Origin of the sequence: Labrys methylaminiphilus subsp. lupini, assembly GCF_051161885.1 — a bacterium.
GTDB lineage: Bacteria > Pseudomonadota > Alphaproteobacteria > Rhizobiales > Labraceae > Labrys.
In genome coordinates this window covers 1,534,811-1,556,154 of sequence record NZ_JBMDIH010000001.1, presented here as the reverse complement: position 1 = coordinate 1,556,154, position 21,344 = coordinate 1,534,811, and the positions used below count along the sequence as shown (strand labels likewise).

Below are 21,344 nucleotides of genomic sequence, written 5' to 3'. Positions count from 1 at the left end.
TCCATGAAGTATAATCAGATCCCGGCGAAGTTCCCCATTCCGTGGGGAGCCAATGCCGGCGGCGGCTTCATCACCCCGATCCCGACCCCCTCGCAGATTGCCATCAATCCCGGGCGGGCATCGCTGACGGATGGCTTTCCGCCCCTGAACTTCCAGCCTGTCGGTGCGGGCGGCGTCCCGCCGTTCGGCCAGGATATGAACGGTATCCTGAACCAGGTCACGCTGTGGAGCCGTTGGCAGGCCGCGGGCGGCCAAGCCCGGTTCGACGCGGTCTTTGCTGCCGCGATCGGCGGATATCCGATGAGCGCAATGCTCGCTGGCAGCACGTCCGGGACAGTGTGGCTCAACACGGTCGACGATAACCTAACCGATCCGGAGGGTGTCAGTCCGGCTGGCTGGATCAATCTGGCGACACAGTCGGCATCGATCAGCGTAGGCACCGACACCGGCGGCGCCAATGTTCTCACCGCCAACGTAAGCCCGGCGCCCACCGCCTACATCAACGGGGCGATCTACATCGTCCAGAAGATCGGCACCGCCAACAACGGCGCTATGGTGGGCAATATCCAGTCGCTCGGCCAACGCCCCATCGTTGGGCCGAACGGCGCCCCGCTCACCCCCGGCCAATACCCAGGCAGCCATAACGGCATCCTGATCTATCTATCGGCGCTGTCGTCGCTGCTGCTGCTCAATCCCGCCTCGGCGGCCGATCCCAGCACTGTCCAGCCCGGCACGATCGAGTTTTATACCGGCGTTGTGCCGCCGACGGGACGTATCAAGGCCAACGGCGCTTCGCTTAGCCGCACAACCTATGCCGCTCTCTGGTCCTTCGCCCAGGTCAGCGGCAATCTAGCAGCCTCGCAGGGGCTGAAGACGGTTGGCCAGTTTGGCCCCGGCGACGGGTCTACAACCTTCACCATCCCGGATCTTCGTGGATACTTCCTGCGTGCCTTCGATGATGCCGCCGGTATCGATCCGGGCCGGGCGTTCGGAAGCACGCAGGGCGACGCGTTCTCCAGCCATATCCATTTCTCCTGGGATCAGAGCGGCGGAAACGTCTGGAACACGAATGTCAGCAACATCACCGTTGGCCCAACGGTACCGGGCCGATTGCTCGGCGCAGGCGTTGCAGGCGTCGCCAATGGCCCTTCCATGACGACAACGGCGACCGGTGGCACCGAAACGAGGCCGAAGAACATCAGCCTGCTCGCCTGCATAAAAATCTGAGGCATACATGCAGATCTGGAACTATGAAGCCAGTACCGGCGCGCTCGTCGGTCCTGGGATGGCCGATCCATGCCCGATTGAGGCAGGAAACTTCCTCATCCCGGCAAACGCGACGACTGCCCCCCCGCCGGAGTTCGACCCGGAAACCGAGACCTGCATCTTCGCCGATGGCTCATGGTCGCTTCTCCCGTTGCCTGAGCAGGCCTCGTCGCCAAAGCCGGACCTCGCCGCCCTGGCAAACGAGGCAGTTCTCATTGTCCAGGCGATCTGCGCAGGGATCCTGCAGCAGATCTATCCTGACCCAGTCCGGCAGGCGGCCATGCAGACGGCTGCGGCCATCGTGGGATGTAATGCCGGCCAAGCCCCGTCATCTGGCCCATTGGCAGACAAATTCGAGGTCATCGCCAAGCTCTACATTAAGGGCAACGGAGCCAAGGATACTTTCTGCAGGATTCTCGTCGCTCTCCAGGGCGCCACGATCGATCTGAACATCGCGCTGGTGACGGCCGAAAACTCGATCGCCTCGGCCAAGAAGCCAGCGCAGCTCAAGGCGGCGCTCGATGGCTTCCAGTCCTCGATCGCGGCCATTGTCTCCGCCATCAACGACACGTCACTTCCCGCGGCTGTCGTGGCCCCCGGCCAGATCTCGATCCCCGGCATCAACGCATAGAGACCAAACATGAAGTTTCGTATCCTTGCCGCACTGGCCATGCTCTGGCCAGCGCTGGCGCTCGCCCAGACGTCGCCGAACCTGACCTATGGCCAGGTCCCGACGCCCGGTCAGTGGAACAGCTACTTCGCCGCCAAGCAGGACGTTCTCGGCTATACGCCTGTGAACCGCGCCGGCGACACCATGTTCGGCACGCTGAAGACCCTCTCCCCGACGGGGAGTGCCGCCGGCCTCGTCGTCACGCCTGGTCTCCCGCCAAGCGCCCCGGCCGATGGCAGTATCTGGGCTACCAATTCAGGCCTCTTCACTCAGATCAACGGCTCTGTCGTTGGACCTCTGGGGGCTGGCACAATCAACGGCCCCGCCTCAACGACCACAGGCAATGTGGTCCTTTGGGGCAACAACACCGGCACTGCGCTGCAGGATCTGGGGAAGGTCGCGCCTGCCGGAGACTTCGTCGGCACGACCGATAACCAGACGCTCACCAACAAGAGCATTTCGGCTGGCCAGATCAACTCTGGCACGCTCGCGCCTGCACAAATGCCCGCCCTGACCGGCGATGTAACCACCCCGTCCGGGACCACGGCAACCACGATTGCCGCCGGAGCCGTCAACTCGGCCAAGATGGCGACAGGTGCCGCCGCAGGTAACCTCGGTTTCACCCCTCTCCGGCCGTCAAACAATCTCTCGGACCTGTCGAGCGCCCCCATATCACGCACCAATCTCGGGTTGGGCTCGATCGCGACGCTGTCGACGGTAAATCTTGGGTCGAATGTCACTGGAACGCTGCCGGCCGCCAACGGTGGTACCGGCATCAATTCGTTCGTATCTGGCGATTTGATCTATGCCACTGGCAGCACAACCTTGGCGCGTCGCCCGATCGGCGCTACGGGCCAAACGCTGATTACTGCAGGCGGCGCGCCAGTCTGGGCCAATACGCCGATCCCGGGCATGGTCACTGTCTCCGCGAACACCACGCTGTCTGGAGCCCAGACTGGATCGGTTGTCAGGATCCAGGGTGCCTCCACATACGTCACGACATTGCCTGATCCGACCGCTAGTCCGTCGGTGTTTTACATCTACAACCTCAGTTCCGTATCCCAGACGATCCAGTCACCGACGGCGAACTGGATTTGGGCCAATGGTACCGGCGGAACGACCTATACAATGCCGGCATCGACGGCCGCCGTATTGGTCAGCAGCGGAGACTGGTACGCGATCAGGGACACCAAGACCGGCACAGCCGCAGGAAATGTCGTCGCTCTTGACGGCTCCGGCCGCTACCCTGCTGCCGACGGCTCCCAGATCACGAATCTTCCCGGCGTCATCTCCGTTCCGGTAAGACAAACCGTCCTCTCCGGCCCTGCCTCCAGCGGGCTGCCGAACTTCCTCCCGGGCACGGCTGCAAGTCTCAGCATCACCAGCCAAAATGTCTCGACTGGCTCGGCCGCACTTATTGCGACCGCAGGGAATGGCTATGGCACTAACGGCGCCATCAACGTCATCGGCCAAGCGACGAGCAACCTGACCTGGCCCGGTCTCACCGCGTCGACCACAAACTATCTCGCCGTAACGATCAGTTCTGGTGCCCTGACACCGGTCTCGACCACACTGCTGCCGATCTATCAGCGTGGTGGTCCGATCTCGATAACGAACGGACAATACACATTCGATGTCGTCGGGATGCAGATGTATCTCGGCAATGGCACGGTGGCCAATCCGGTGAATGTTGTATTTGTTGGTGAGGCGGTGACCAGCGCCTCGTCCGTGACATCGACAGTTGCCTACGCCTACCAAGGCTATTTCAAGGGCACGACGGCGTTTCCGTCGTCCGGAAGCGTCAGAACCGCTTTCTCGCACAATCTGGGCGTACCCAATGACCAGTATGTCGCTCGCGTTCAGCTTATCAATCTGACGGCAGAGGCGAACTACACCTCAGGCCAGATCACCGACTTTGCCACGCAGGCGACAGGAGGATGGTTCTGGACGGATCCGACGACGAAGGAAGACAGAAACACTGTCTCAACAACGCTCGGCCCAAGCAATCAGATCTTGAACCGTACCACCGGTGGAACGTTTTCGCCCACGTCGGCCAACTGGAATTACATCATGACTGTCACGAGGGTATTCTGATGTGGTTTTCGGAAAAAGACGGAGTCTATTCCGGTGACTGCCTGCCCGGCGATCGAGCAGCGACCGTCGCCGAGATCAGCGCATGGCAGGCCACGCAAGAGCGGAACCGCCTCGACGCAATGAAGGTCTCAGCCTTCCAGGCCCAGGCCGCGATGGCGATGGCCCAGTCGAAGGGGATCACCGATTACGATCTCCTCGCCAAGGTCCAACAGATTGTTGCCAGCGCTTCTGATCCCATTATCCAGATCGCATGGAACAAGGCCGCAGAGTTCCGGAGGGATTCCCCGACAATCTTGTCGTTGGCCGAACAAGTACCGCTTACCTCGAGCCAACTCGATCAACTTTTCGAGCTTGCAGCAACCATCAACGCATGACTTCAACATCGAGCCTTTCAATTTCGTGAGTCGGCACGCTATTGAAGGGCGACCGGTGTTGAGGAGGCGACGTTGCAGCGCGGACCAAGAATAACAGTTGGCATGCCGATTTATAATGGCGGCGGCATGTTCCGCGATTGTTTAGAAAATCTCAGTAATCAGACCTACCAAGATTTCAAGGTGCTCATTTTCGATAACGTTTCGACAGATGAAACACCTCAAATCGCAATGGAGTATGCCAAGAACGACCCGCGATTTGAGTACCATCTCAATTCGGAAAACATCGGCTCCTGGAAAAACTTCGGCGCCCTGCTCGATGCCGCTGAGAGCGAATATTTCATCTGGCGGGCCTATGATGACTATACGGACGCCAATTTTCTTGATGAATTGGTTGGACTGCTGGATAAAAATCCAGGTTCCGACCTCGCTGTCGGCCGAGTGACCAGCCTGCGAACCGGCCGTAAGCAAAGTACCAGGCACACCGCTGCGCCAAGCAGGCCGCGCTGTGGCCTATGGGCGAGCTACCGGTCTGTGCATGGAGCGCATGCCAGTTGGTTCTATGGTCTCTGGCGAACCCAGGCAATCAAGACGGCGTGGACGGAGGTCATGAGGTTCTATCCCCATTCGTGGGGCGGCGACTTCATGATGATGTTCGATACCTTGTTTCGCGCCCGTGTCGTGGGATCGAACAAGACATGCTTCTACCAGCGGATTATAGAACGCGACTATAAGAGCCAGGATGACTATCTCAGCAACCAAATCTCGACGCTGGCAGCCTACCGTGCAGACGCTGAACGCTATTTCGATGAAAAGCGGCGGCAACTCGCCGGCGGCTGGGCAGAGCGCCAGATGTACGACCATCTTGCGCACTGGTACGTCGAGCGTCGGGTCTATTCGGCCCGAAAGCTGCGACGGATGAAGGCAAAGGCTGGATCCGTCGCTTAGGCCTATCGAACTTTGGAAATCTCAATTCGGACGTCATAGGTATTGTTGCCGTCAGTAAACCTGCAACCGCGGTAAGGCCGGAATGTTCGTGCACGAAGCCGGTTGAATAGGTCCCTTGCTGTAGTCGGGGCATCAAGATCTATATGGGAGTTCGGGTCGAGTTCCCTGGCCCAGTGGAAGCTTCCAAGATCGGGATGCTGCGGTTCCGCTGGAATATCAAGCGCAAGAATCCGCTGGTAGTTGGCTTTGAAAAGCTCAACGATTGCGTCTTGCCCCTTCCGATATAGTGAGCCACCGGTGTCCGACCAGCTATAGGGAATCTCCCATTGGAACGCGATTGGCCCGGCATCGATCTCGGGCACGACGTGATGTATGGAAACGCCGTACGGCTCGCCGGACACAAGGCTCCAAAAGTTCGGATTTTGCCCGCGGCAATACGGCAATAGGCTTGGATGGAAGTTCAGGGTTACGGCTTGGCCACAAGCCAATTCGTCCTTGACGATATATGGCCACCACGCCAACAGAAATATATCTGACCTCAGCTCTCGCAATTTCGACAGGAAAATCTGTGTATCTGGCTTTCGCCATTCGATAACTTCGACCTGTCGTCCGCCTGCCCTAACGAAATCTGCAATTTCGTTGTCCTTATCTGTGACAACGACGCCAGAAAGATTTGTTGCAAAATTCGAAAAGGCGAATTTTACAATTTCAAATCCGACCGGCCCATCTGCAAATATAATTAAATTGTGATTCGTACTGTCTACCACCAGTGCAACCCCCATTGCACAACTACAATAGATGATAGATAGCAATGCAGCGACCATTCGCCAACTAAGCAATGCACCTGCGCGAGAAATATTGTCACGTTGATGTCACGGCCACGCTGATTTGGCAAAGTGCCGTCGTTTCCAGCCAACTGATCGGTCATAAAAACTCGACGTCAATGGCTTCACAAGTTATCTTTCTCACCAGTGGGGTGGGTGTGTTATGTATTTCGTTCAATCTTTGCGAAAAGCGGTTCGCGCCAAGCAGGCAAAAGCAACACCTGGAATCATCCTTTGGGGCGGCACCGGGCATTCCCGTGTGCTGCGAGAGCTTCTAGGCCATCTCGGCATTCCGGTGGCGGCTGTGGTCGACAATCGCGAAATCGAGCCACCATTTGATGGCGTCGAAGTTCTTCGCGGGATGGAAGGTTTGACTTCGTGGTTGGCTCAACGACCAGGCGGAGCCGGTAGTCTAAAATACGCTGTAGCTATTGGCGGAGGTCGCGGCCGGGATCGCCTTGCTATTGCCAAGGACCTTGACGCTCTTGGCCTGAACCAGGCCTCATTGGTACACCCCACAGCGACAGTCGAATCAGACGTCGTTCTCGGAACTGGATCGCAGATCCTCATCGGGGCCGTAGTGGCGAAATTCGCCAGAATTGGCACTTGCTCCATCATCAACAGCCGAGCAGTTGTCGATGATAGCTGCACCATTGGAGACGGGACACACATAGGTCCCGGTGTCACTTTATGCGCCCAAGTCGAAATAGGTAACGGTGTCTTTGTAGGCGCCGGTGCGACGGTCCTACCCGGCACCAAAATCAGCGATGACGCCACTATAGGGGCTGGCGTCGTTGTGACCACCGATGTCCCCGCCGGCAGTACCGTGATAGGTGTGCCAAGGACGCCGCCCCTTTAACCGCCTTGATGATGCTGTCCCGGCTGCCAACCGGCTTAGTCGCCCGCATAAAATCTTCCCTTAAGCACGGCCGACGCTAGCGTGACGTCACATTGAAGACAAGCTCATCTGCTTTTCATCTCCAGCTTGGTATATAGGCGCCAGCACACCCATGATATATGATCAGGGAACATCAGGGATGAACAGATGTCGACGGCGCGAGTTACTGTAATATTCTTGTGGCGAAAAATTAACGACCCGAGATATTCCTGCGCTTTCTTTAGAAGCATTAAAGAAAATACCGCTGGGGTTGCATATGATTTGGTTATTGCAGCCAAAGGATACGCGCCTGGCGAGACAATTCCCTACACAGACAACTTATCGTCGCAGATCGGTTCCTCGGTAAGGATCATTCACTATCCTGACGAAATGCCTCCGACGGGAGTGATCCGTGCGGTGTCCTCGACTTGCGCGACTGAGTTTGTTTTGCCTCTGCTCTCCTGGAGCCGAATCCTCGCGCCGAACTGGCTATCCCACTACGTTTCAGCGTTCGACGGCATACCCGACTGCGGAATCGTTGGCGCCAGCGGCGGATATGAATGTCTCAATGACGAAACCCCATTTCCCAATGTTGGGATCCGATCTAATGCATTCATGGTGAGAACTGATCTCTTCAATTCTCTGGATGCTGGCTCCCAGGTCACACTATTAGACGGCAATGGCTTCGAGGCAGGCCCAAATGGCATGACTAAACAAATCGTTGCCAGGGGTCTAAAGCCAATCATTGTCGATCGCTTCGGCGGACGCTGGCTGCCCGACGATTGGCCGAAGAGCCAAACCTTCCGGCTTGCAGAGCAAGAGGGCCTTCTGATTGCCGACAATCGAACCATTCAATATACGTGTGGTAGCCGAAGAAAGCGTGCCCGTTTGGTCAAGCGATGCTGGGGAACCGATGCGCGTTCAGTGCCAGGATCACCATGGCGCAAGACTATCGAATGGTTGAAATGGCATTACCCCCGCGGACCGATCGACGTGTTTCCGGACATACGGGATTACATCCTGTCGATTGCTCGTAAGTTGACCGGGAAGGCTCCAATTTCGCAAAAAAAGGCCTTCCCTAGCTGATACCTGCCCCTAACCGACGTCAATCGACGCAACATTTCAGCCGCCCAACCGGGCGGCTTTTCTGTTTGGAGAAGTCACCTTGCCTGTCGATCGCCGCGACGCGGGAACCATTGCCCTCGCCGTCGGCTTGGTCTGGGCAACGGTTGCGATCGATCCGGCATTTGGAGCGGAGACGGGCGTTGCCTCCTGGTATGGCCGTGAAAGCGGCCGGCGCACCGCGAACGGCGAGCGCTTCCCAACCTCAGAGACGACATGCGCGCATCGGACTGCGCGGTTTGGTACGCGTCTGAAGGTGACGGTGCTCTCGACAAGTCGATCCGTCATCTGCCGAGTAAACGATCGCGGGCCCTTCATTCGGGGGCGCATCGTAGATCTCAATCCCGCCTCGGCAAAAGGTCTCGGCATGTCCGGATTGGTGAAAGTTCGCATCGACGCCGCGAAATAGAGAAGACCCGGCTGCCCCTACAGCTGGGCCTTCGATGTTCCCGGTACGCAATACAAAGGGAATGGTGCACTTCTACCGACGTCCAGTTGACGGCTGGTTACCGAATATTCCTTCCAACCAAATTTTGGAGCTTCCTATGTGTCGCATCCTGCTTGCATTCATTCTAGCCCTTTTCTCCACGATCGCGGTTGCTCAAACCAAGGATACGCCGACATTCCAAATTGATGGGTCCGGCGCAACCCGCTGCGTCTACGTGTGGGATCCGAACAACACCACAGCGACCGATAAAGGACTTCCATTCGGTTGCATCGACGGAAAAGGTGCTTGGAATCTGCCGCCCGGCCTTCGCAACGCCCGTACGATCACCGAGACCGATCTGCGTGGCTACGGCTATGTGGGCGATGGAACAAGCAGACCTCTCTCCGGGATTACGATCCTGAACGGTAGGAATACCGCGGGGTGGACCCTTCCGCAGTGGCAGGCAATCTTGCCTGGCGCAAAGGCCCTCACCGACAACATCGACGAAGCTGCCATCGCTTCCGCGGTCGCTGCCGCCACCGGGGATCTGACGATCAACCTCGGACCAGGCTCTATCGTGCTGACCCGGCCGCTACAGCTCTGCGGCAAGGCAGTAATTATCCAGGGCGCAGGTCTGCTGTCCTACAATGCCACTACCAAGATCACGGTTAAACATGGTGGCAATGGTATCGAGCACTGCGCCGGGGCTCCCCAGCCTGATCGTGTGGAAATCCGCAACGTCTTCCTTTATCTGGACCCTGCCTATCAGTCGGTCACAAGTACCGCTTGGGCTCTGGTCGACAGCAAGGCGAACTGGACCCGTCTGGACAATGTGCGAGTGGACGGCTTCAACAACTGCCTGAAGTTTACCGACCCGCAGGGCACGCTGCTTACCCGCGTGCAGTGCTACAATCCTGACCCTGGCGGCACCAATGGAACCTGGTCCAATACCGGCACAGGATTCTATTATGAGGGCACGGCAGCCTTCGAGAACAAGGTGTACGACAGCGGGAACCATGGCTTTCGCACCGCGTATTTTCTGAAGTCCCTCGTCGCTGGGAAGCCAGCAGGTACCATCGGTCTCGAGGACTTCACAATCCAAAATTCCGGATGCGGCCACAATCAGGATTGCATCATCGTCACCTCTGATGATCGCAGCTATGGCGGACTATTCTTCAAGTTTGACGGCCTGTCGGCCGAAAGTTCGCGCCAGTTTATCCAGATGCGTGGCGGCACGCAGGTTACGGTGAAGAACTCTCTGTTCCTGATTTATAAGCCGCGCCCCGGCTCGACATGGGTCGGCGGTGGCGACCTCATCGAGTTCGGCGGCGACGTGGGTGTTTCGGGCCAAAACGACCTCGACACGACTTCGATCCGCATCAAGGACAACAACATCTTCTGCTCGGATGGCGCGGGCTGTACGGTCAACTCGGTATTTCGCTTCAATTCCCGCACCAGCGACGTCACGGTCGGTGATAACCAAATCGGCCTCACCAACCTCACAGTGTCGAAAGCGTTCTTCTACCTGAGCAACTATCACAATGCCTCCCTGGACTATCAGTTTTGGATGAGACCCAATACCATCACCGAGTATGGCACCAAGTGGAGAACGCCCGCTGCCCGGTTCATCCCGCCGTCGAATGCCTACGATGACACTGAGGTGATTTCGGCCGGCGGTTTCCCAATCTCGAGCACCGAACGAGCGTATACCTATTACGACTTCGAGATCTTCAAGCGCGGATTAACGACGACTAGCTACGCATTGTGCGGCACCGGCTCGACGCTTTCTCCAGGGTCGTCCAATTCTTCTGGGACCGTCAACGATCAGGGGCCGACGGCGGGGCCAGCGACCTGCACTATTAACTTCGCGGCACCACAGTGGAATATGGTTCCCCGGTGCATCGTGCAGAGCGCCAATGGTTCCATACCGGTGACCATAGTTAGCGTTTCACAGTCGCAGTTGATCTACAGCAGGGCAAATGGGCCAATTGCTGTGAATTATCAGTGCTTTTCACCGTAACCGCCCGCCTTCTCCCCTCATCGGACCCTTTACCATGATCCGCACCCTGCTCGCCGGGCTGATGGCGCTTGTCTTGGTGTCATGCGCCACCAGCCAGCCCGACGCGCCGTATTGGGGCGCAGTCTCGAAGGAAATCCGCAAATGGTGAGGCTGTTGCTGATCCCGATGTTCGCCGTCATGAACCACATCCGCGGTGGCGGCGGCCTGTTCGGCTCGAAGTTCGTCGCTCTCCTTCAGCGGATCCCGGGCAATGGTGACATCACCGCCGCCCCGTTCATCGCGCTGATGGCATGGACGGCGGGCGTGTCGGCTTTCAGGCTGCCGAGCTGGGCGGCATGCCTCGTCTTTGCATTGTGCTGGCTCGCCTGGTCGACGCCGGCATGGGGCTTCCTGCAGGGGCTTGGACGCGGTCCAGGGCCTACAGATCGGGAGCCGTCTTGGTACGAGGCACTATTCATCCGATGGTCCTTCGGCAGCCCCCATCTCGCCTACGGCTATCGGACAACGCTGTTCCTGATACCGATGGCGCTCTGCTTCGGCTGGCAATGGGTCCTGCTGGGGCCGCTGCAGGTTGCCGCCTACGAACTCGGATGGCGGGTCAGACCCGCCGGAGGCATCGCTATCGGTGAACTGCTGACCGGAGCGCTTTGGGGCATCTGCTTGCTGATGTTCTCAGCAACCTGAGCGGCCCGGATCTCGCACCCGCAGGGGACCATCGGGACGAGAAACCGGGCCGCCGGACTACTCTTTGCGAGGTCGCTTGTCGGTGGCTGACACAAGGCGCCCTCAACCTCGCCCGTTCAAACTGAGAAAACCAAAATCCGTTCCGTGAAGAAGCGCGGCCCGGCATCGCTCGTCCGGCAGGGAAGCCACGCCGGGCCACTTCGCCGGCAACACCACATCTTCCGGCGCGCGCGAAGAACGGTTGAAAGCCGGACTTGGTTCCGTCGAACTTCGTCTCCGCGCAAGCGCCTGAAATCGCGCCACGAATCCAACCGAGAAAATTATCGAGGCCCTTCCAATGAGCGACACTCTCGCCCAATCGATCAAGCTCGTCTTCGGATCAGAGGGCGGATACGTGAACCATCCGAAAGACCCGGGCGGCGCTACGAAATATGGGATCACAGCAGCCACACTCGGCGCCTGGCGAAAGCTCGGTCGGAAAGCAATGCCACCGGAAGTGGCCGCCCTCACACTGGCCGAAGCGACGCGGATCCTCGACAAGCAATATGCCCAGCCGATCCGTTACGCGGAACTGCCGTCCCCCATCGATTATGTCGTCTTCGACGAAGCCGTGAATTCCGGACCCGTCCAGGCCATCAGAGACCTACAGGCCTGCCTCGGTGCCAAAGTCGACGGCAATATCGGCATCAACACGCTGCGGGCTGTGCAGGGCGTCAACGATCGGGCAGCACTGGTGCGTAAGCTCTGCGCCCGCCGCCTCAGCTTCATGCGCCGCCTCAAAACATGGCTGACCTTCGGCCGTGGCTGGACCAACCGCGTCAATCATGTCCAGGCGACAGCGCTCGGCATGATCAAGTGAGGCCGCGATGAAAAAAGGTGTTCTCCGCACCTTCGAGGGCGGGCGACTGGGCTTCATGTGCCCAGGCTGCAAGGAGCTTCATCAGGTCATGGTCGGCGGTGGGCCCGGGCCTCGTTGGGGTTTCAACGGCAACTACGAGCGTCCAACTTTCACACCGTCGGTCTTGGTGACTTGGTCCGAACCCAGCGAGGTTCCTGAGGAGTTCGACGACACTTCGAAGGATCGCAAGTTAGTTTGCCATTCCTTCGTGAGGGACGGCCTGATCCAGTTCCTCAGCGACTGTACCCACGCTCTCGCAGGGCAGACCGTCCCTCTCTCCGACTTCGAGTAACCGCGCCCGGCCGGCTGCCGAGCATCCCTACTCACAGCAGGATCCTCCAATGAACCGCTTCTATCTCGCGGCGCTGCTGGCGCTCGCGCTGGTGACGTCTGTCTTCTTCCACCCGATTGTCGGCCTGGTGGTCTTCTCCGTCGGCGTCGTCACTCCCCTCCTCCCCGCCTATGCCTGGGCCGGTGTTGTGGCACTGTTTGCTCTCGTCGCACCGGCACTCGCTCAGACAGCGACCGACGCGGCTTCTACTGCAGTGTCCCTGCCGATCGGGCAATGGATCAGCGATATTGGCACCGTCGTCCTTGCGATTGCCGGCGCTCTGATCGCCTGGATCGTCCGGAAGCTCCCGGCACAGATCGCGCAGATCATCACCACTGCCCAAGTCGACCAGATGCTGACCAAAGCGATCGGCTATGCGATCAACGCTGTCGAGGGCGCCACGGCGGGCAAAACGCTGAACGTCAATGTCGGCAACGCTGTACTCGCTCAGGCTTTGAACTATGTCACGGTCCATGCGCCGCAGTGGCTGATCGAATGGATGGGCGGCCTCGATGCCATCCCCCAGAAGATCATTGCCAGGCTAAATCTTGATCCGGCGGCCGGCGTCTCTTCGATCAATGGCACGCCGGTAATCACTGGAAGCGCGCCGGCGGCACCGTCGCCCGCCCCTGCCCCTGCGCCAGCCGCATGAGCGCGTTCTGGTCTGCGCTGCTGGCTCTGTTCCTCGACGCCTTCGGCAAGGCCGCTACCGATTGGCTGACGGCTTGGCAGACCCAGCAGAAGGCAGATGAGGCGATCAGGAACGCGGCCGTCTCATCTGCTGCCACCGAAACCCAACAGGTCATCACCGGAGTTGCCGATGCGCGCTCGCAACTTACTCCCGCTGGCTCTGCTGGCGATCTGGCTGCCGAGCTGCGCGCACGCGCCGCCGCCCAAGGCAGTGGCAACGGTGCCGGCGAAGGCAGCAAACCGGCAAGCTGAGATCAAGCGCCAGCTTGCTCCGATCTGCCCCAATCCGTTGCCGGCGTCATCGCTCAATCGTGCTGCCGACTATCTCGATGCTCATCCCGATGCTTTTCCTGTCGTCGGGGATCTCGACCGTTTGGATCGCGAGACCAGGCTATGCCGCGGCCTTTCACCTGGTCCCTGAGGGACACGCTGCTCAATGGCACTGCGCCGCTTCTTCGCATGTTGGGGTTAGGGATGATGGCACGATCATACGGAGAAGCAGAATTGCACCGCGCCGTGGGGGAACTCGACGCCAAGGTCGAGATGATGCGCGAGGACATGCAGTCCATTACCAACGACCTCAAACAGTCCATCGCAGAGAACCACCGGATCCTGCAGAAATTGGATAAGGTCGAAAACAAGCTCAACCCACTGCCGGATGCCGTGAACGGGCACGATGCTAGAATCGTGAAGCTCGAGCAGTTCGACGGAAAGCTGATGGGCGTCGTCACCCTCGCTGGCATCACGATCTCAGCCATCGGCACCGGTTTCTGGATGCTGATTACCAACTTCTCGGCAGTCGTGTCGTTTGCCAAGAAGCTGTTCGGCTGGGGGCCGTAAGCAGGCAAATAAAAAACCCGGCGATGTCGGACACGCCGGGCCAAGTCTGTTGCCTGCGACGCTGAATTGCCTCGCACTGCGAATTGATGCGACGAACGTAAAGCCTTTATTTCCGCCGCACCGACAGCGGCACACTCGCCCCTAGCCTTCGGGCTGGGGGCGATTTTTGCGTTTCTGGCCCCAGTCCAAATACGTCGCAAATATCGTTTGCAGATGTCGAGTTTTGCTCGTGACTTTTGCAACAAATGGGTCCCAGCATTTTCAAACGCAGAGCGCCCTCTCCAAAAGTCGGGGTTTACGCGGCAAACCCGATCGATCGCCACTTCTCTTTCAACGAGATATGTCGCCTAGATGCGGGCCAGGATAATGGCCGAGCGGCGGTGCCGGCAGAGATAGCGTGCACTCCCTCGAACAGCTGTGAACCAAAAGAGGGGCTTCATCCGTACCTACGCGCAAGGTGATCCAATGAAGCTTGGGCATAATGCCATCGAAGGAGCGATCACACACGCTGCACGTTGAAGGCATGAGGCTTTCGATTGGGCCATTTAATCTAGGAAAAGGAAGTCCTGTCTTCCGATTTCCATATAGCGCTCTTGTGCTCATACGGCTTTCGCGAAGCGAATCGCAGCGCGTGATCTCATAGGGAAGCCAATGCAGAGAATAGGACGTATAGATATCCAGATTTTCCAGCGAAGCCATCCGCCCGATTTCGGGCGGGATGCAACGCAGGTGACTACCGTAAAGCCGGACCTGTCTTACGGCTTTCAAGTAGCCTATTTCGGCAGGCAGGGTGATTACCTTCATCCAGTCGTCCCATAATATATGGGCGGAAGGCTCAAAGATTTCGGATCGCTCCGCCGTTTTTTCGCGAACTACCGCCACAGTGGCTGCCCAGCCCGGCACGCTGTAATTCTGGCGCTCGATGTGAAGTCTTGGAATGCCAGGATGACCGGACTTGCCTCTGACAGCGAGGCAGGTGCAATGATTGCGCCCTGAAATTCGGTCTGCCGCAGCCCTAGTAACAGGATCTGTTGATATCAGGCCGAGCTTATTATCCAGATCGATCCCACGCATATTCTTGGTTCCGTGCGCATTGGCAAGTTCGGCTCCGCCCCAGGCGGCAACATCTTTTTAATCCCGATTAAAGTTTCTCTTTTGGGCCCGAACGTGTGACAGCGAAATCCAAGTGATTTCGACGCCGGGCGATGCGGTTCAAAAATCAGGGAGTTTGCGACAAGGGCTGGACAGTCGAGTAAAAGGCATCCGGCGCTTCTGATCCCTCTGCCCATACCACATGTTCAATGTCTATGCCGTGCCGCTTCAAGACGCGCGGAACCCCTCTATCCTCGAACATCGCATCGGCCGAACCGCCGGCAAACAATCGACCATCTGCGAGAACGATGGTTGGTCCTTGACCTATAAGCCTGTCTTCGGCACGGCCAGTTTCGACGCTTTTTTGGGTATTCCAATAGAAGCACCATCCGTCTGGATCCATCAGCCGGTACTCGCCAACAACGGCAAGCGGGGGATTGCCTTGTTGCTGCATACCTTCCGTAAGACCTTGAAGATAAGCGCGCACGACCGCAAGTGCATATGATTTGTCCATAGCAATCCTATGTCATGAAATCCCCGAGTTTTGTACCGCATGAATCGCTGACTTTTGCGACGCTTCAAAAGTCAGGATTCCCACGACAACGCAGTTAGCGGCCTTCCGCATAGCGTTTCAGACGTTCCTCTAGAGTCCCCGTGTGCAGTTCAAACATGTGATTGTCGTCACTATAGAAATAGATTGACTGCCCTTCTCCCGGCACTCGCGAACGACCTTCCCGGACCTCAAGGCCAAGTGAGCGAACACGTTGCAAGTAGTCTTCATAATCTTCGTTGGCGATCTTGAAGGCTACATGATTGTAAGTCCGTGACGGAAGCGGCTCGCCTTCCATTGTCGCGACCCATATCGATTCATCGCGTTCGCCGATGAGGAAGAAACGCTCCTTCGAGAGAGAGAATGTTGCCGTGCCGCTGTCATATATCTTCCGGGCATCGAATACTTTTTCGAGAATTTCCTGCATACGATCAAGATTGCGGACGATGAACGTCATGTGACTGAGGCCCCGAACCAAATCCTTCTCCTTCTTTCGCTTCAGGCAACCCGTCCATTCGGACCCATATTTCGATAGATCGTCGTAGGCCCCACCTTCGCTGTCCGCTCGTCGATCGCGCTGACTTCCTTGCCGTTGAGCAGCCAGACTAGGCCCATAACGTCATAGCGGGTCAGCGGCGCAACGGCATGCAGGCTGAAAAGGTCTTCAGCGGTCCACCCCAGTTCGGCGGCCTCATGGCCCCAATCGGCCAGGAACTCAATGGCATCGAGCTTTGCCCTTTCCCAGCGCTTCGGGTCGACCGTCGGGTTCGTCTTCATGAGCTTGGCCAGCTCATCAGCGAACGGGCCGGCATAGGATGTGGCTACAGCAAGGGCGGCTCGCATCGATATCTCTCCGTCAAACGGTAGATCGAACAGCAGCTCAGCGGGATCGGCCATCGTCTCTACCTCTCAACGGACTCAGCGACGGAACGGTGTAGATTCGGTTTCTGTTCGAGCCCAGATAATGACCCACCTGGTGCCGAGTTTCCCGCCCTCTGGCTCCAGTCTGAAGCTCATGTTGTCAACGCGCACAATGATCGCAGTGAAGGTCGCGGTGACTATGAAGGCGCCCAGGCCGGTCCGTTCGCCGGGCACGAGCTCGGGCGGCTCTCCTGGCAGGATCGTGGCCGGATGATTGGGCCACGGCATTTGTTTGAGCAGCAGCACAGCGCCCCGCCGAAGTTCAGGCCAGGGCTTCATCGCTCCGTGGAGCTCGCATTCGCCGGCCTCGGAACGATCACGAGCTGATCATCTGGCAGCGGGCGCTGCAGGAACTTGGCCTCACCCCATGGCGCCCGCAACCACGTCTCACGCTCCTCAGCAGTCGTGAGGATCACGGGCATGGCCTTGGCGTGATGCGGTTTCACGACTGTATTCGGCTCGGTCGTCAGGAACCCGAAGACATCCGCCGTGACCTCGCCCTCTTTCACCTTCCGGACCGAAGTCCAGTTGGTCCAGATGCCGGCGAAGAATGCGATCGGCTGATTGTCGTTGAGGGCGAACCACTTCAGCGCCTTGCCGCCCTTCTCGTTCTTTTCGCTGTCGGAATATTCGGAGAAGGCCGTCATCGGTACCAAACAGCGGTTTTCAGTCCCGAGCCAACGGCGCCAATGGGGGGAGGATACGTTGCGGATATTGGTGACGCCGGCATCGCTCTTTTTTCCCTCGAGGAATTTCGGAGGCGTCGGCATTCCCCAGCGGGCCAATACGAGCTCGCGGACACCATCTGCACCGTCACGGATGATCGGCGACGGATAATCGGGATAGACGTCGACCGCATCTGGCCAATTGATCGTGTCTCGAATGACCGGCCCGAGGAGCCGCAGTTCTTCTTGCTTCATTCGCTGGTTGAACAGATTGCACACAACAGCCCCCTAGCGATGCGGGAGTGTCTTATCTCCTCGCATTTTGCGATTTTCCTCGCACTCTGCCGCGAGTTTCTTGGCGCTTATGCCGAGCGCGAAGCTTGCAGATTTGGCGGGCTCGCGCCAGCCCTCGCAAATGGCCTCTGCCGCAACCTCTTGCGCCTCCTGCCACACATCGGCAATGCGAACTTCACGATCGGTCATCTCGACATCGGGGTCGAATTCGATGCCTTCGAGCTTGAAGAACGCAGCAGCAGCCTGGGCGGGAAGGCACATGTTCTCCTCGAAGAAGGCCAGGGCCGCCCTGTGCCCTTTCTCCAACTCTTCCTCGGTCGCGCCAGGCACGTAAATGGCGAGCTTTTTGGTATCGCCCGGCCGTAAATTTCCCTTGAAATTCGCGTTCAGGTTCATTGGGCACTCCTGCTGATTGCCATCAATGGATGCGTGAGACGGAGATACCATGCCGTGAACAAAATGAGAACAAAATTCTCGACTCGTCGAAAAAACGGGACTAGCCTTTACGCCATTCGACACGACAGACGGAGGCTCCAATGGAGGTCTGGGACTATCTTGAAAGGCCGAACCGAGCCGCTGCAACGCAGGATGAAGAGGATGCGTCGCAGAAGGTCATCGCAGAGTGCGCAAGCGCGAATACGGCGCTGCTCTGGCTCTATCGCGTGGCTCTGATCTCACATCAGGAGAACGAAGAATCTCTTGATCGGATAGAGCGGCTCGATCGCCTGCACCAGGCCGAGATCCGAGAATTGAAAGGTCTGCCGGCCGAAGAATGGCGCGACCCGCTTCGGGCGCCTCGATGACGCAGCCGGCCCCAGAGCCGGCTACCAATGATCTCGAAACCAGTGTGGACGATGCAATCGTAGCCTGTGATGGCGACGCGAGAGCGGCCGTGCGCGTCCTGCTGGTGGCGCTGGATCATTGCCAGACCGAGCTTGAACAACGAAACGAAGAGATCGCGCAGCTCGCGCGGGACATCTCGCGGGGCTATTCGCGAGGGCGTTGGGAGGATCTCCTGACCCGCGCCGAGGTTCCGATCCCCTACAAACCGGACGACTGACATGGGGAGAGACAACCCACCCCAGACAATTCATCAAGCGCTCGAGTTCGGCTGGACGCATCTGTCGATCGAGTGTCGGCGTTGCAAGCATGAAGGCAAGATCGACTTCCTGCAGCACATGCTTAGGCGGCCGGGCTCTCTCTTCGCGCTCTTTGGATGCGCGGTGTGCGCCCGGTGCGGAGCGCGGCCGACAACGGGGAGCTTGGCATTCCAATTGGACAACGGCGGATGGCACACCAAGCGCGTCGATTTCTTCGAGGGAATGGTGATCCGGCCGTCGAGGGAATGACATGAGACGAAACGAGCTGCGTGCCTCTGGCATCGACTACGGCTGGCCCCACCAGATCCGCATTCCTTGGGAAACCTGTGGCGGCAGAAACCATGACGTGGTCCATGGCTTTTGCCGCGATGAAGGCCTGAGCCTTTGCTCTAGAGGACACTCGGTCAGCCGGGATGCCGTGCATTACTTCGTCTTCTGCTTCGCCGAGAAAGAGCACGCCGAGCGCTTTCAGGCTCAATTCGGCGGCGAGTGGTTCAACCGCAAGGCCTGGAACGATGAGGAGCGAGCAGCCTACATGGCACGAAAAGGCCTGCGCAAAGTGCGCGGCCGGTGGGTGCCCAACTCTAGCTAGGCTGCAAAATGCCGCTCAAATGCCCAATTGAAGTGATAACGTATGAGGATTACAAATGAGGGCTCGTCGGAGAAAAAAGTTGCCAACGAAGGTCAAAGATCGCCCAGCGATCTTAACGCCAAATTCGCCCGTACAAGACGCTAAGTCAGCACTCGCAGACTACAGCGCAGGGACACCTGTGCCCGAAGAAGTAGTTGAGGCGGCAGAGAAATATCTGCGCGACCGTTTGCTTGAAAATAAGCGCCGCGCTCGGGCTGTCATTATGCAGCGCGACAGAGAGATTCTCCGAGCCTTGGCAAAATAATGCAATGCCATTGGATTGAACTTGAAGATGTTCTTGAGACGCACGAAGAACAATTACGCGAGTTCGGTGGTCCAAGCGGCATTCTGGATGAGGGCTCTCTTCAATCTGCTTTAGCCAATCCAAAATGGATACTTCACTTTAGCTCGCCCGACACTCCGCCAACGTTGGCTCGGCTGGCAGCCAGTTACATTGTCAGCTTGGCTCGCAATCACGGTTTTGCGGATGGCAACAAGCGAACGGCTTGGGTGATTGGCAACATGTTTCTGTCCATCAATGGAGCCGCGCTACGCGTCGAAACGGAAGACGCGATCAACACCGTTTTAGGTGTGGCTGCTGGTGAAATATCAGAGGAACAACTCGAGGAGTGGATTTCTCGAAGGCTTATTGTCGCCACTGATTTCGGATTCTACCAGCTTTAGTGGATATGGCTTAATCGCATCCACGCGACCTCCGTCGCTCGTTCACGAAAGCGATCATCCCTTCGGTACCAGCATCTGCTGCCTTCATCAGCATGTGGTGATCGGCGAGGCTCTGCAGCGCGACGGTGATCTCGATCGTATCCCACCCTGCCCGTTCGGCGCGCTCGACGATGTCCTGAAAGGCGCGCTCCAAAGCCTCCTCGCATTCCAGCAGGCGGTCGGAGATGTCACTGATTCGCCGAGGGCCGGCGATGGGAGCGCTCATGAGAGGACATACTACACCGAATTGGAAGATGGCGCATTCTGAGGGTGCCCAAGGCATCGAAACTGGTAGGCGCCTGATGCTAAGAGAGAAGAATGAAACCAGTTCTGCGTATCGCCCTAACCACGCTTCTCCTCGTATCGCCGGCTGCGGCCGCCACCTATGAACCGGTCGACGGAAATCGCATCATCGTTCTCGACGGCGATACGGTTGCCCTGCCCTGCAAGAAACCAGCCCGGGGTTGCTCCGAGAGAGTAAGGCTACGCGACATCGACGCGCCAGAGGTCTTCCATCCTGATTGCCGCGAGGGCCTGCAACAGGGCCTGAAAGCGAAGGCGAGGTTGGTGCAGTTGATCAGACGCAAGACTGTCTACGTGGAACGTGACGGGCACCGGGACTTGTACGGACGCACGCTCGGCGCGCTGCGAATCGGTAGCCCTTCAGGGGTCAACGCCGGCATGCAGCTTGTTCGGGAAGACCTGGCTCGACCTTGGAAGTCTGGGTCGGCAGCGCGCGAAGAACGGCGACTATGGTGGTGCGGGCCTGTATCAAATTAGACGCCCAGCTTTTTCTGTTGCGGGAGCTGGCGCCGAATCTGCAGCCCAAAGGTGCGACACACCTCGCCGAAATACCCAACAAATCACCCCTGAAAGGTGCGACGTCCGAAGGCCATAACTAATTGATTTTACTCGATCGTGAGTGGCCCCTAGGGCGCGCCACACCGCTAAGTCAGCATTGACTTGGTCAGAGGCGCAAAGCCTGATTTTGCTGCCCTCTCCATACCCGCCGAAAAATCTTCTCATAGATCCAGTCTCGATAAATCTGATCAGAGGCTGCCATTGTCGGGATTAGCACCCCCACCGTGTCGACGCTCGGCATCTGGCATCTTCATGGCCATCCGTCGACTTCAGTTCGACCCGAGCGCACGTCGAATGCCTCCGACAGGAGCGCGGCTTAGGCCTTAGACGCCCCCCGGCTCAGCCACATCGACCCAGCTAGCGACCGGCAACCGTTCCATGCTGGCATTCTTGCCCATATGAACGCCCATTCAGCGCCGGATCCTTGCGTTCTTGCCGCAGCGTT

General features: G+C 58.2%; 29 protein-coding genes. 20 read left to right on the top strand and 9 right to left on the bottom strand.

Annotated elements, in window-relative coordinates:
• Nucleotides 1-3 precede the first annotated feature (3 nt).
• The 5 genes from ACN6KF_RS07215 (at nt 4) to ACN6KF_RS07195 (ending at nt 5,349) form a co-directional block, all read left to right on the top strand.
• On the top strand, nt 4-1,227 hold the full coding sequence (locus ACN6KF_RS07215; RefSeq protein ID WP_434956186.1) for a phage tail protein: 1,224 nt from the start codon (nt 4-6) through the stop codon (nt 1,225-1,227).
• Between the two features lie 7 nt (nt 1,228-1,234).
• Complete coding sequence (locus tag ACN6KF_RS07210) at nt 1,235-1,897, top strand: hypothetical protein (RefSeq protein WP_434956185.1); 663 nt, start codon at nt 1,235-1,237, stop codon at nt 1,895-1,897.
• A gap of 9 nt (nt 1,898-1,906) precedes the next feature.
• Nucleotides 1,907-4,030: a hypothetical protein gene (locus ACN6KF_RS07205; protein ID WP_434956184.1), complete on the top strand. Its 2,124-nt coding sequence runs from the start codon at nt 1,907-1,909 to the stop codon at nt 4,028-4,030.
• Entirely contained in the window at nt 4,030-4,404 is a 375-nt protein-coding gene (locus ACN6KF_RS07200) for a hypothetical protein (RefSeq protein ID WP_434956183.1), read from the top strand. The genes ACN6KF_RS07205 and ACN6KF_RS07200 overlap by 1 nt, the downstream gene beginning before the upstream one ends.
• Before the next feature lie 102 nt (nt 4,405-4,506).
• Entirely contained in the window at nt 4,507-5,349 is an 843-nt protein-coding gene (locus ACN6KF_RS07195) for a glycosyltransferase family A protein (RefSeq protein ID WP_434956182.1), read from the top strand.
• A 2-nt stretch (nt 5,350-5,351) separates the two neighbouring features.
• Here ACN6KF_RS07195 and ACN6KF_RS07190 read toward each other — a convergent pair whose 3' ends face one another.
• Nucleotides 5,352-6,116, bottom strand: coding sequence for a formyltransferase family protein (locus tag ACN6KF_RS07190; RefSeq protein WP_434956181.1), 765 nt, complete (start codon nt 6,114-6,116; stop codon nt 5,352-5,354).
• 220 nt (nt 6,117-6,336) lie between these two features.
• On the opposite strand from ACN6KF_RS07190, the gene ACN6KF_RS07185 reads away from it, so the two are divergent.
• The 10 genes from ACN6KF_RS07185 (at nt 6,337) to ACN6KF_RS07140 (ending at nt 14,062) form a co-directional block, all read left to right on the top strand.
• The gene (locus ACN6KF_RS07185) at nt 6,337-7,032 is read left to right on the top strand and encodes a NeuD/PglB/VioB family sugar acetyltransferase (protein WP_434956180.1); all 696 of its coding nucleotides are present in this window, start codon (nt 6,337-6,339) and stop codon (nt 7,030-7,032) included.
• A gap of 186 nt (nt 7,033-7,218) precedes the next feature.
• Entirely contained in the window at nt 7,219-8,136 is a 918-nt protein-coding gene (locus ACN6KF_RS07180; protein WP_434956179.1) for a hypothetical protein, read from the top strand.
• 79 nt (nt 8,137-8,215) lie between these two features.
• Nucleotides 8,216-8,581, top strand: coding sequence for a septal ring lytic transglycosylase RlpA family protein (locus ACN6KF_RS07175; RefSeq protein ID WP_434956178.1), 366 nt, complete (start codon nt 8,216-8,218; stop codon nt 8,579-8,581).
• 136 nt (nt 8,582-8,717) lie between these two features.
• Complete coding sequence (locus ACN6KF_RS07170) at nt 8,718-10,619, top strand: hypothetical protein (RefSeq protein ID WP_434956177.1); 1,902 nt, start codon at nt 8,718-8,720, stop codon at nt 10,617-10,619.
• A 141-nt stretch (nt 10,620-10,760) separates the two neighbouring features.
• Entirely contained in the window at nt 10,761-11,303 is a 543-nt protein-coding gene (locus ACN6KF_RS07165; protein ID WP_434956176.1) for a hypothetical protein, read from the top strand.
• A 337-nt stretch (nt 11,304-11,640) separates the two neighbouring features.
• Nucleotides 11,641-12,162 (top strand): glycoside hydrolase family 108 protein, encoded by a 522-nt coding sequence (locus tag ACN6KF_RS07160; RefSeq protein WP_434956175.1) that lies wholly within the window; start codon nt 11,641-11,643, stop codon nt 12,160-12,162.
• A gap of 7 nt (nt 12,163-12,169) precedes the next feature.
• A complete protein-coding gene (locus ACN6KF_RS07155; RefSeq protein ID WP_434956174.1) occupies nt 12,170-12,493 on the top strand; it encodes a ubiquitination-like system serine protease family protein in 324 nt (107 codons plus the stop codon).
• 49 nt (nt 12,494-12,542) lie between these two features.
• On the top strand, nt 12,543-13,184 hold the full coding sequence (locus tag ACN6KF_RS07150) for a hypothetical protein (RefSeq protein WP_434956173.1): 642 nt from the start codon (nt 12,543-12,545) through the stop codon (nt 13,182-13,184).
• On the top strand, nt 13,181-13,474 hold the full coding sequence (locus ACN6KF_RS07145) for a hypothetical protein (protein WP_434956172.1): 294 nt from the start codon (nt 13,181-13,183) through the stop codon (nt 13,472-13,474). The genes ACN6KF_RS07150 and ACN6KF_RS07145 overlap by 4 nt, the downstream gene beginning before the upstream one ends.
• Before the next feature lie 222 nt (nt 13,475-13,696).
• Nucleotides 13,697-14,062 (top strand): hypothetical protein, encoded by a 366-nt coding sequence (locus tag ACN6KF_RS07140; protein WP_434956171.1) that lies wholly within the window; start codon nt 13,697-13,699, stop codon nt 14,060-14,062.
• Nucleotides 14,063-14,392: 330 nt separating this feature from the next.
• Here the strand turns inward: ACN6KF_RS07140 and ACN6KF_RS07135 are convergent, their stop codons facing one another.
• The 7 genes from ACN6KF_RS07135 to ACN6KF_RS07105 form a co-directional block, all read right to left on the bottom strand.
• Nucleotides 14,393-15,136, bottom strand: a complete 744-nt coding sequence (locus ACN6KF_RS07135) for a hypothetical protein (RefSeq protein WP_434956170.1) — start codon at nt 15,134-15,136, stop codon at nt 14,393-14,395.
• A gap of 145 nt (nt 15,137-15,281) precedes the next feature.
• Nucleotides 15,282-15,668 (bottom strand): YrhB domain-containing protein, encoded by a 387-nt coding sequence (locus tag ACN6KF_RS07130; RefSeq protein WP_434956169.1) that lies wholly within the window; start codon nt 15,666-15,668, stop codon nt 15,282-15,284.
• Between the two features lie 94 nt (nt 15,669-15,762).
• Nucleotides 15,763-16,182, bottom strand: a complete 420-nt coding sequence (fosX, locus tag ACN6KF_RS07125) for a FosX/FosE/FosI family fosfomycin resistance hydrolase (RefSeq protein ID WP_434956168.1) — start codon at nt 16,180-16,182, stop codon at nt 15,763-15,765.
• Between the two features lie 20 nt (nt 16,183-16,202).
• Nucleotides 16,203-16,601, bottom strand: coding sequence for a hypothetical protein (locus tag ACN6KF_RS07120; RefSeq protein ID WP_434956167.1), 399 nt, complete (start codon nt 16,599-16,601; stop codon nt 16,203-16,205).
• A gap of 21 nt (nt 16,602-16,622) precedes the next feature.
• Nucleotides 16,623-16,871, bottom strand: a complete 249-nt coding sequence (locus ACN6KF_RS07115) for a hypothetical protein (protein WP_434956166.1) — start codon at nt 16,869-16,871, stop codon at nt 16,623-16,625.
• 29 nt (nt 16,872-16,900) lie between these two features.
• The gene (locus ACN6KF_RS07110) at nt 16,901-17,569 is read right to left on the bottom strand and encodes an SOS response-associated peptidase (protein WP_434956165.1); all 669 of its coding nucleotides are present in this window, start codon (nt 17,567-17,569) and stop codon (nt 16,901-16,903) included.
• Nucleotides 17,570-17,578: 9 nt separating this feature from the next.
• The gene (locus ACN6KF_RS07105; protein ID WP_434956164.1) at nt 17,579-17,980 is read right to left on the bottom strand and encodes a hypothetical protein; all 402 of its coding nucleotides are present in this window, start codon (nt 17,978-17,980) and stop codon (nt 17,579-17,581) included.
• Between the two features lie 140 nt (nt 17,981-18,120).
• On the opposite strand from ACN6KF_RS07105, the gene ACN6KF_RS07100 reads away from it, so the two are divergent.
• The 4 genes from ACN6KF_RS07100 to ACN6KF_RS07085 all read left to right on the top strand — a co-directional run bounded on the left by ACN6KF_RS07100 (nt 18,121) and on the right by ACN6KF_RS07085 (nt 19,999).
• On the top strand, nt 18,121-18,387 hold the full coding sequence (locus tag ACN6KF_RS07100; RefSeq protein WP_434956163.1) for a hypothetical protein: 267 nt from the start codon (nt 18,121-18,123) through the stop codon (nt 18,385-18,387).
• Nucleotides 18,384-18,644 (top strand): hypothetical protein, encoded by a 261-nt coding sequence (locus tag ACN6KF_RS07095; protein WP_434956162.1) that lies wholly within the window; start codon nt 18,384-18,386, stop codon nt 18,642-18,644. The genes ACN6KF_RS07100 and ACN6KF_RS07095 overlap by 4 nt, the downstream gene beginning before the upstream one ends.
• 290 nt (nt 18,645-18,934) lie before the next feature.
• Nucleotides 18,935-19,276 (top strand): hypothetical protein, encoded by a 342-nt coding sequence (locus ACN6KF_RS07090; RefSeq protein ID WP_434956161.1) that lies wholly within the window; start codon nt 18,935-18,937, stop codon nt 19,274-19,276.
• Between the two features lie 303 nt (nt 19,277-19,579).
• Nucleotides 19,580-19,999 carry a type II toxin-antitoxin system death-on-curing family toxin gene (locus ACN6KF_RS07085; protein ID WP_434956160.1) on the top strand — a complete coding sequence of 140 codons (420 nt, stop codon included), beginning with the start codon at nt 19,580-19,582 and terminating at the stop codon, nt 19,997-19,999.
• Nucleotides 20,000-20,009: 10 nt separating this feature from the next.
• On the opposite strand, the gene ACN6KF_RS07080 is transcribed toward ACN6KF_RS07085, so the two are convergent.
• The gene (locus ACN6KF_RS07080; protein ID WP_434956159.1) at nt 20,010-20,264 is read right to left on the bottom strand and encodes a hypothetical protein; all 255 of its coding nucleotides are present in this window, start codon (nt 20,262-20,264) and stop codon (nt 20,010-20,012) included.
• A gap of 92 nt (nt 20,265-20,356) precedes the next feature.
• Between ACN6KF_RS07080 and ACN6KF_RS07075 the strand changes: the two genes are divergently transcribed.
• A complete protein-coding gene (locus tag ACN6KF_RS07075) occupies nt 20,357-20,818 on the top strand; it encodes a thermonuclease family protein (RefSeq protein WP_434956158.1) in 462 nt (153 codons plus the stop codon).
• Nucleotides 20,819-21,344: the final 526 nt, after the last annotated feature.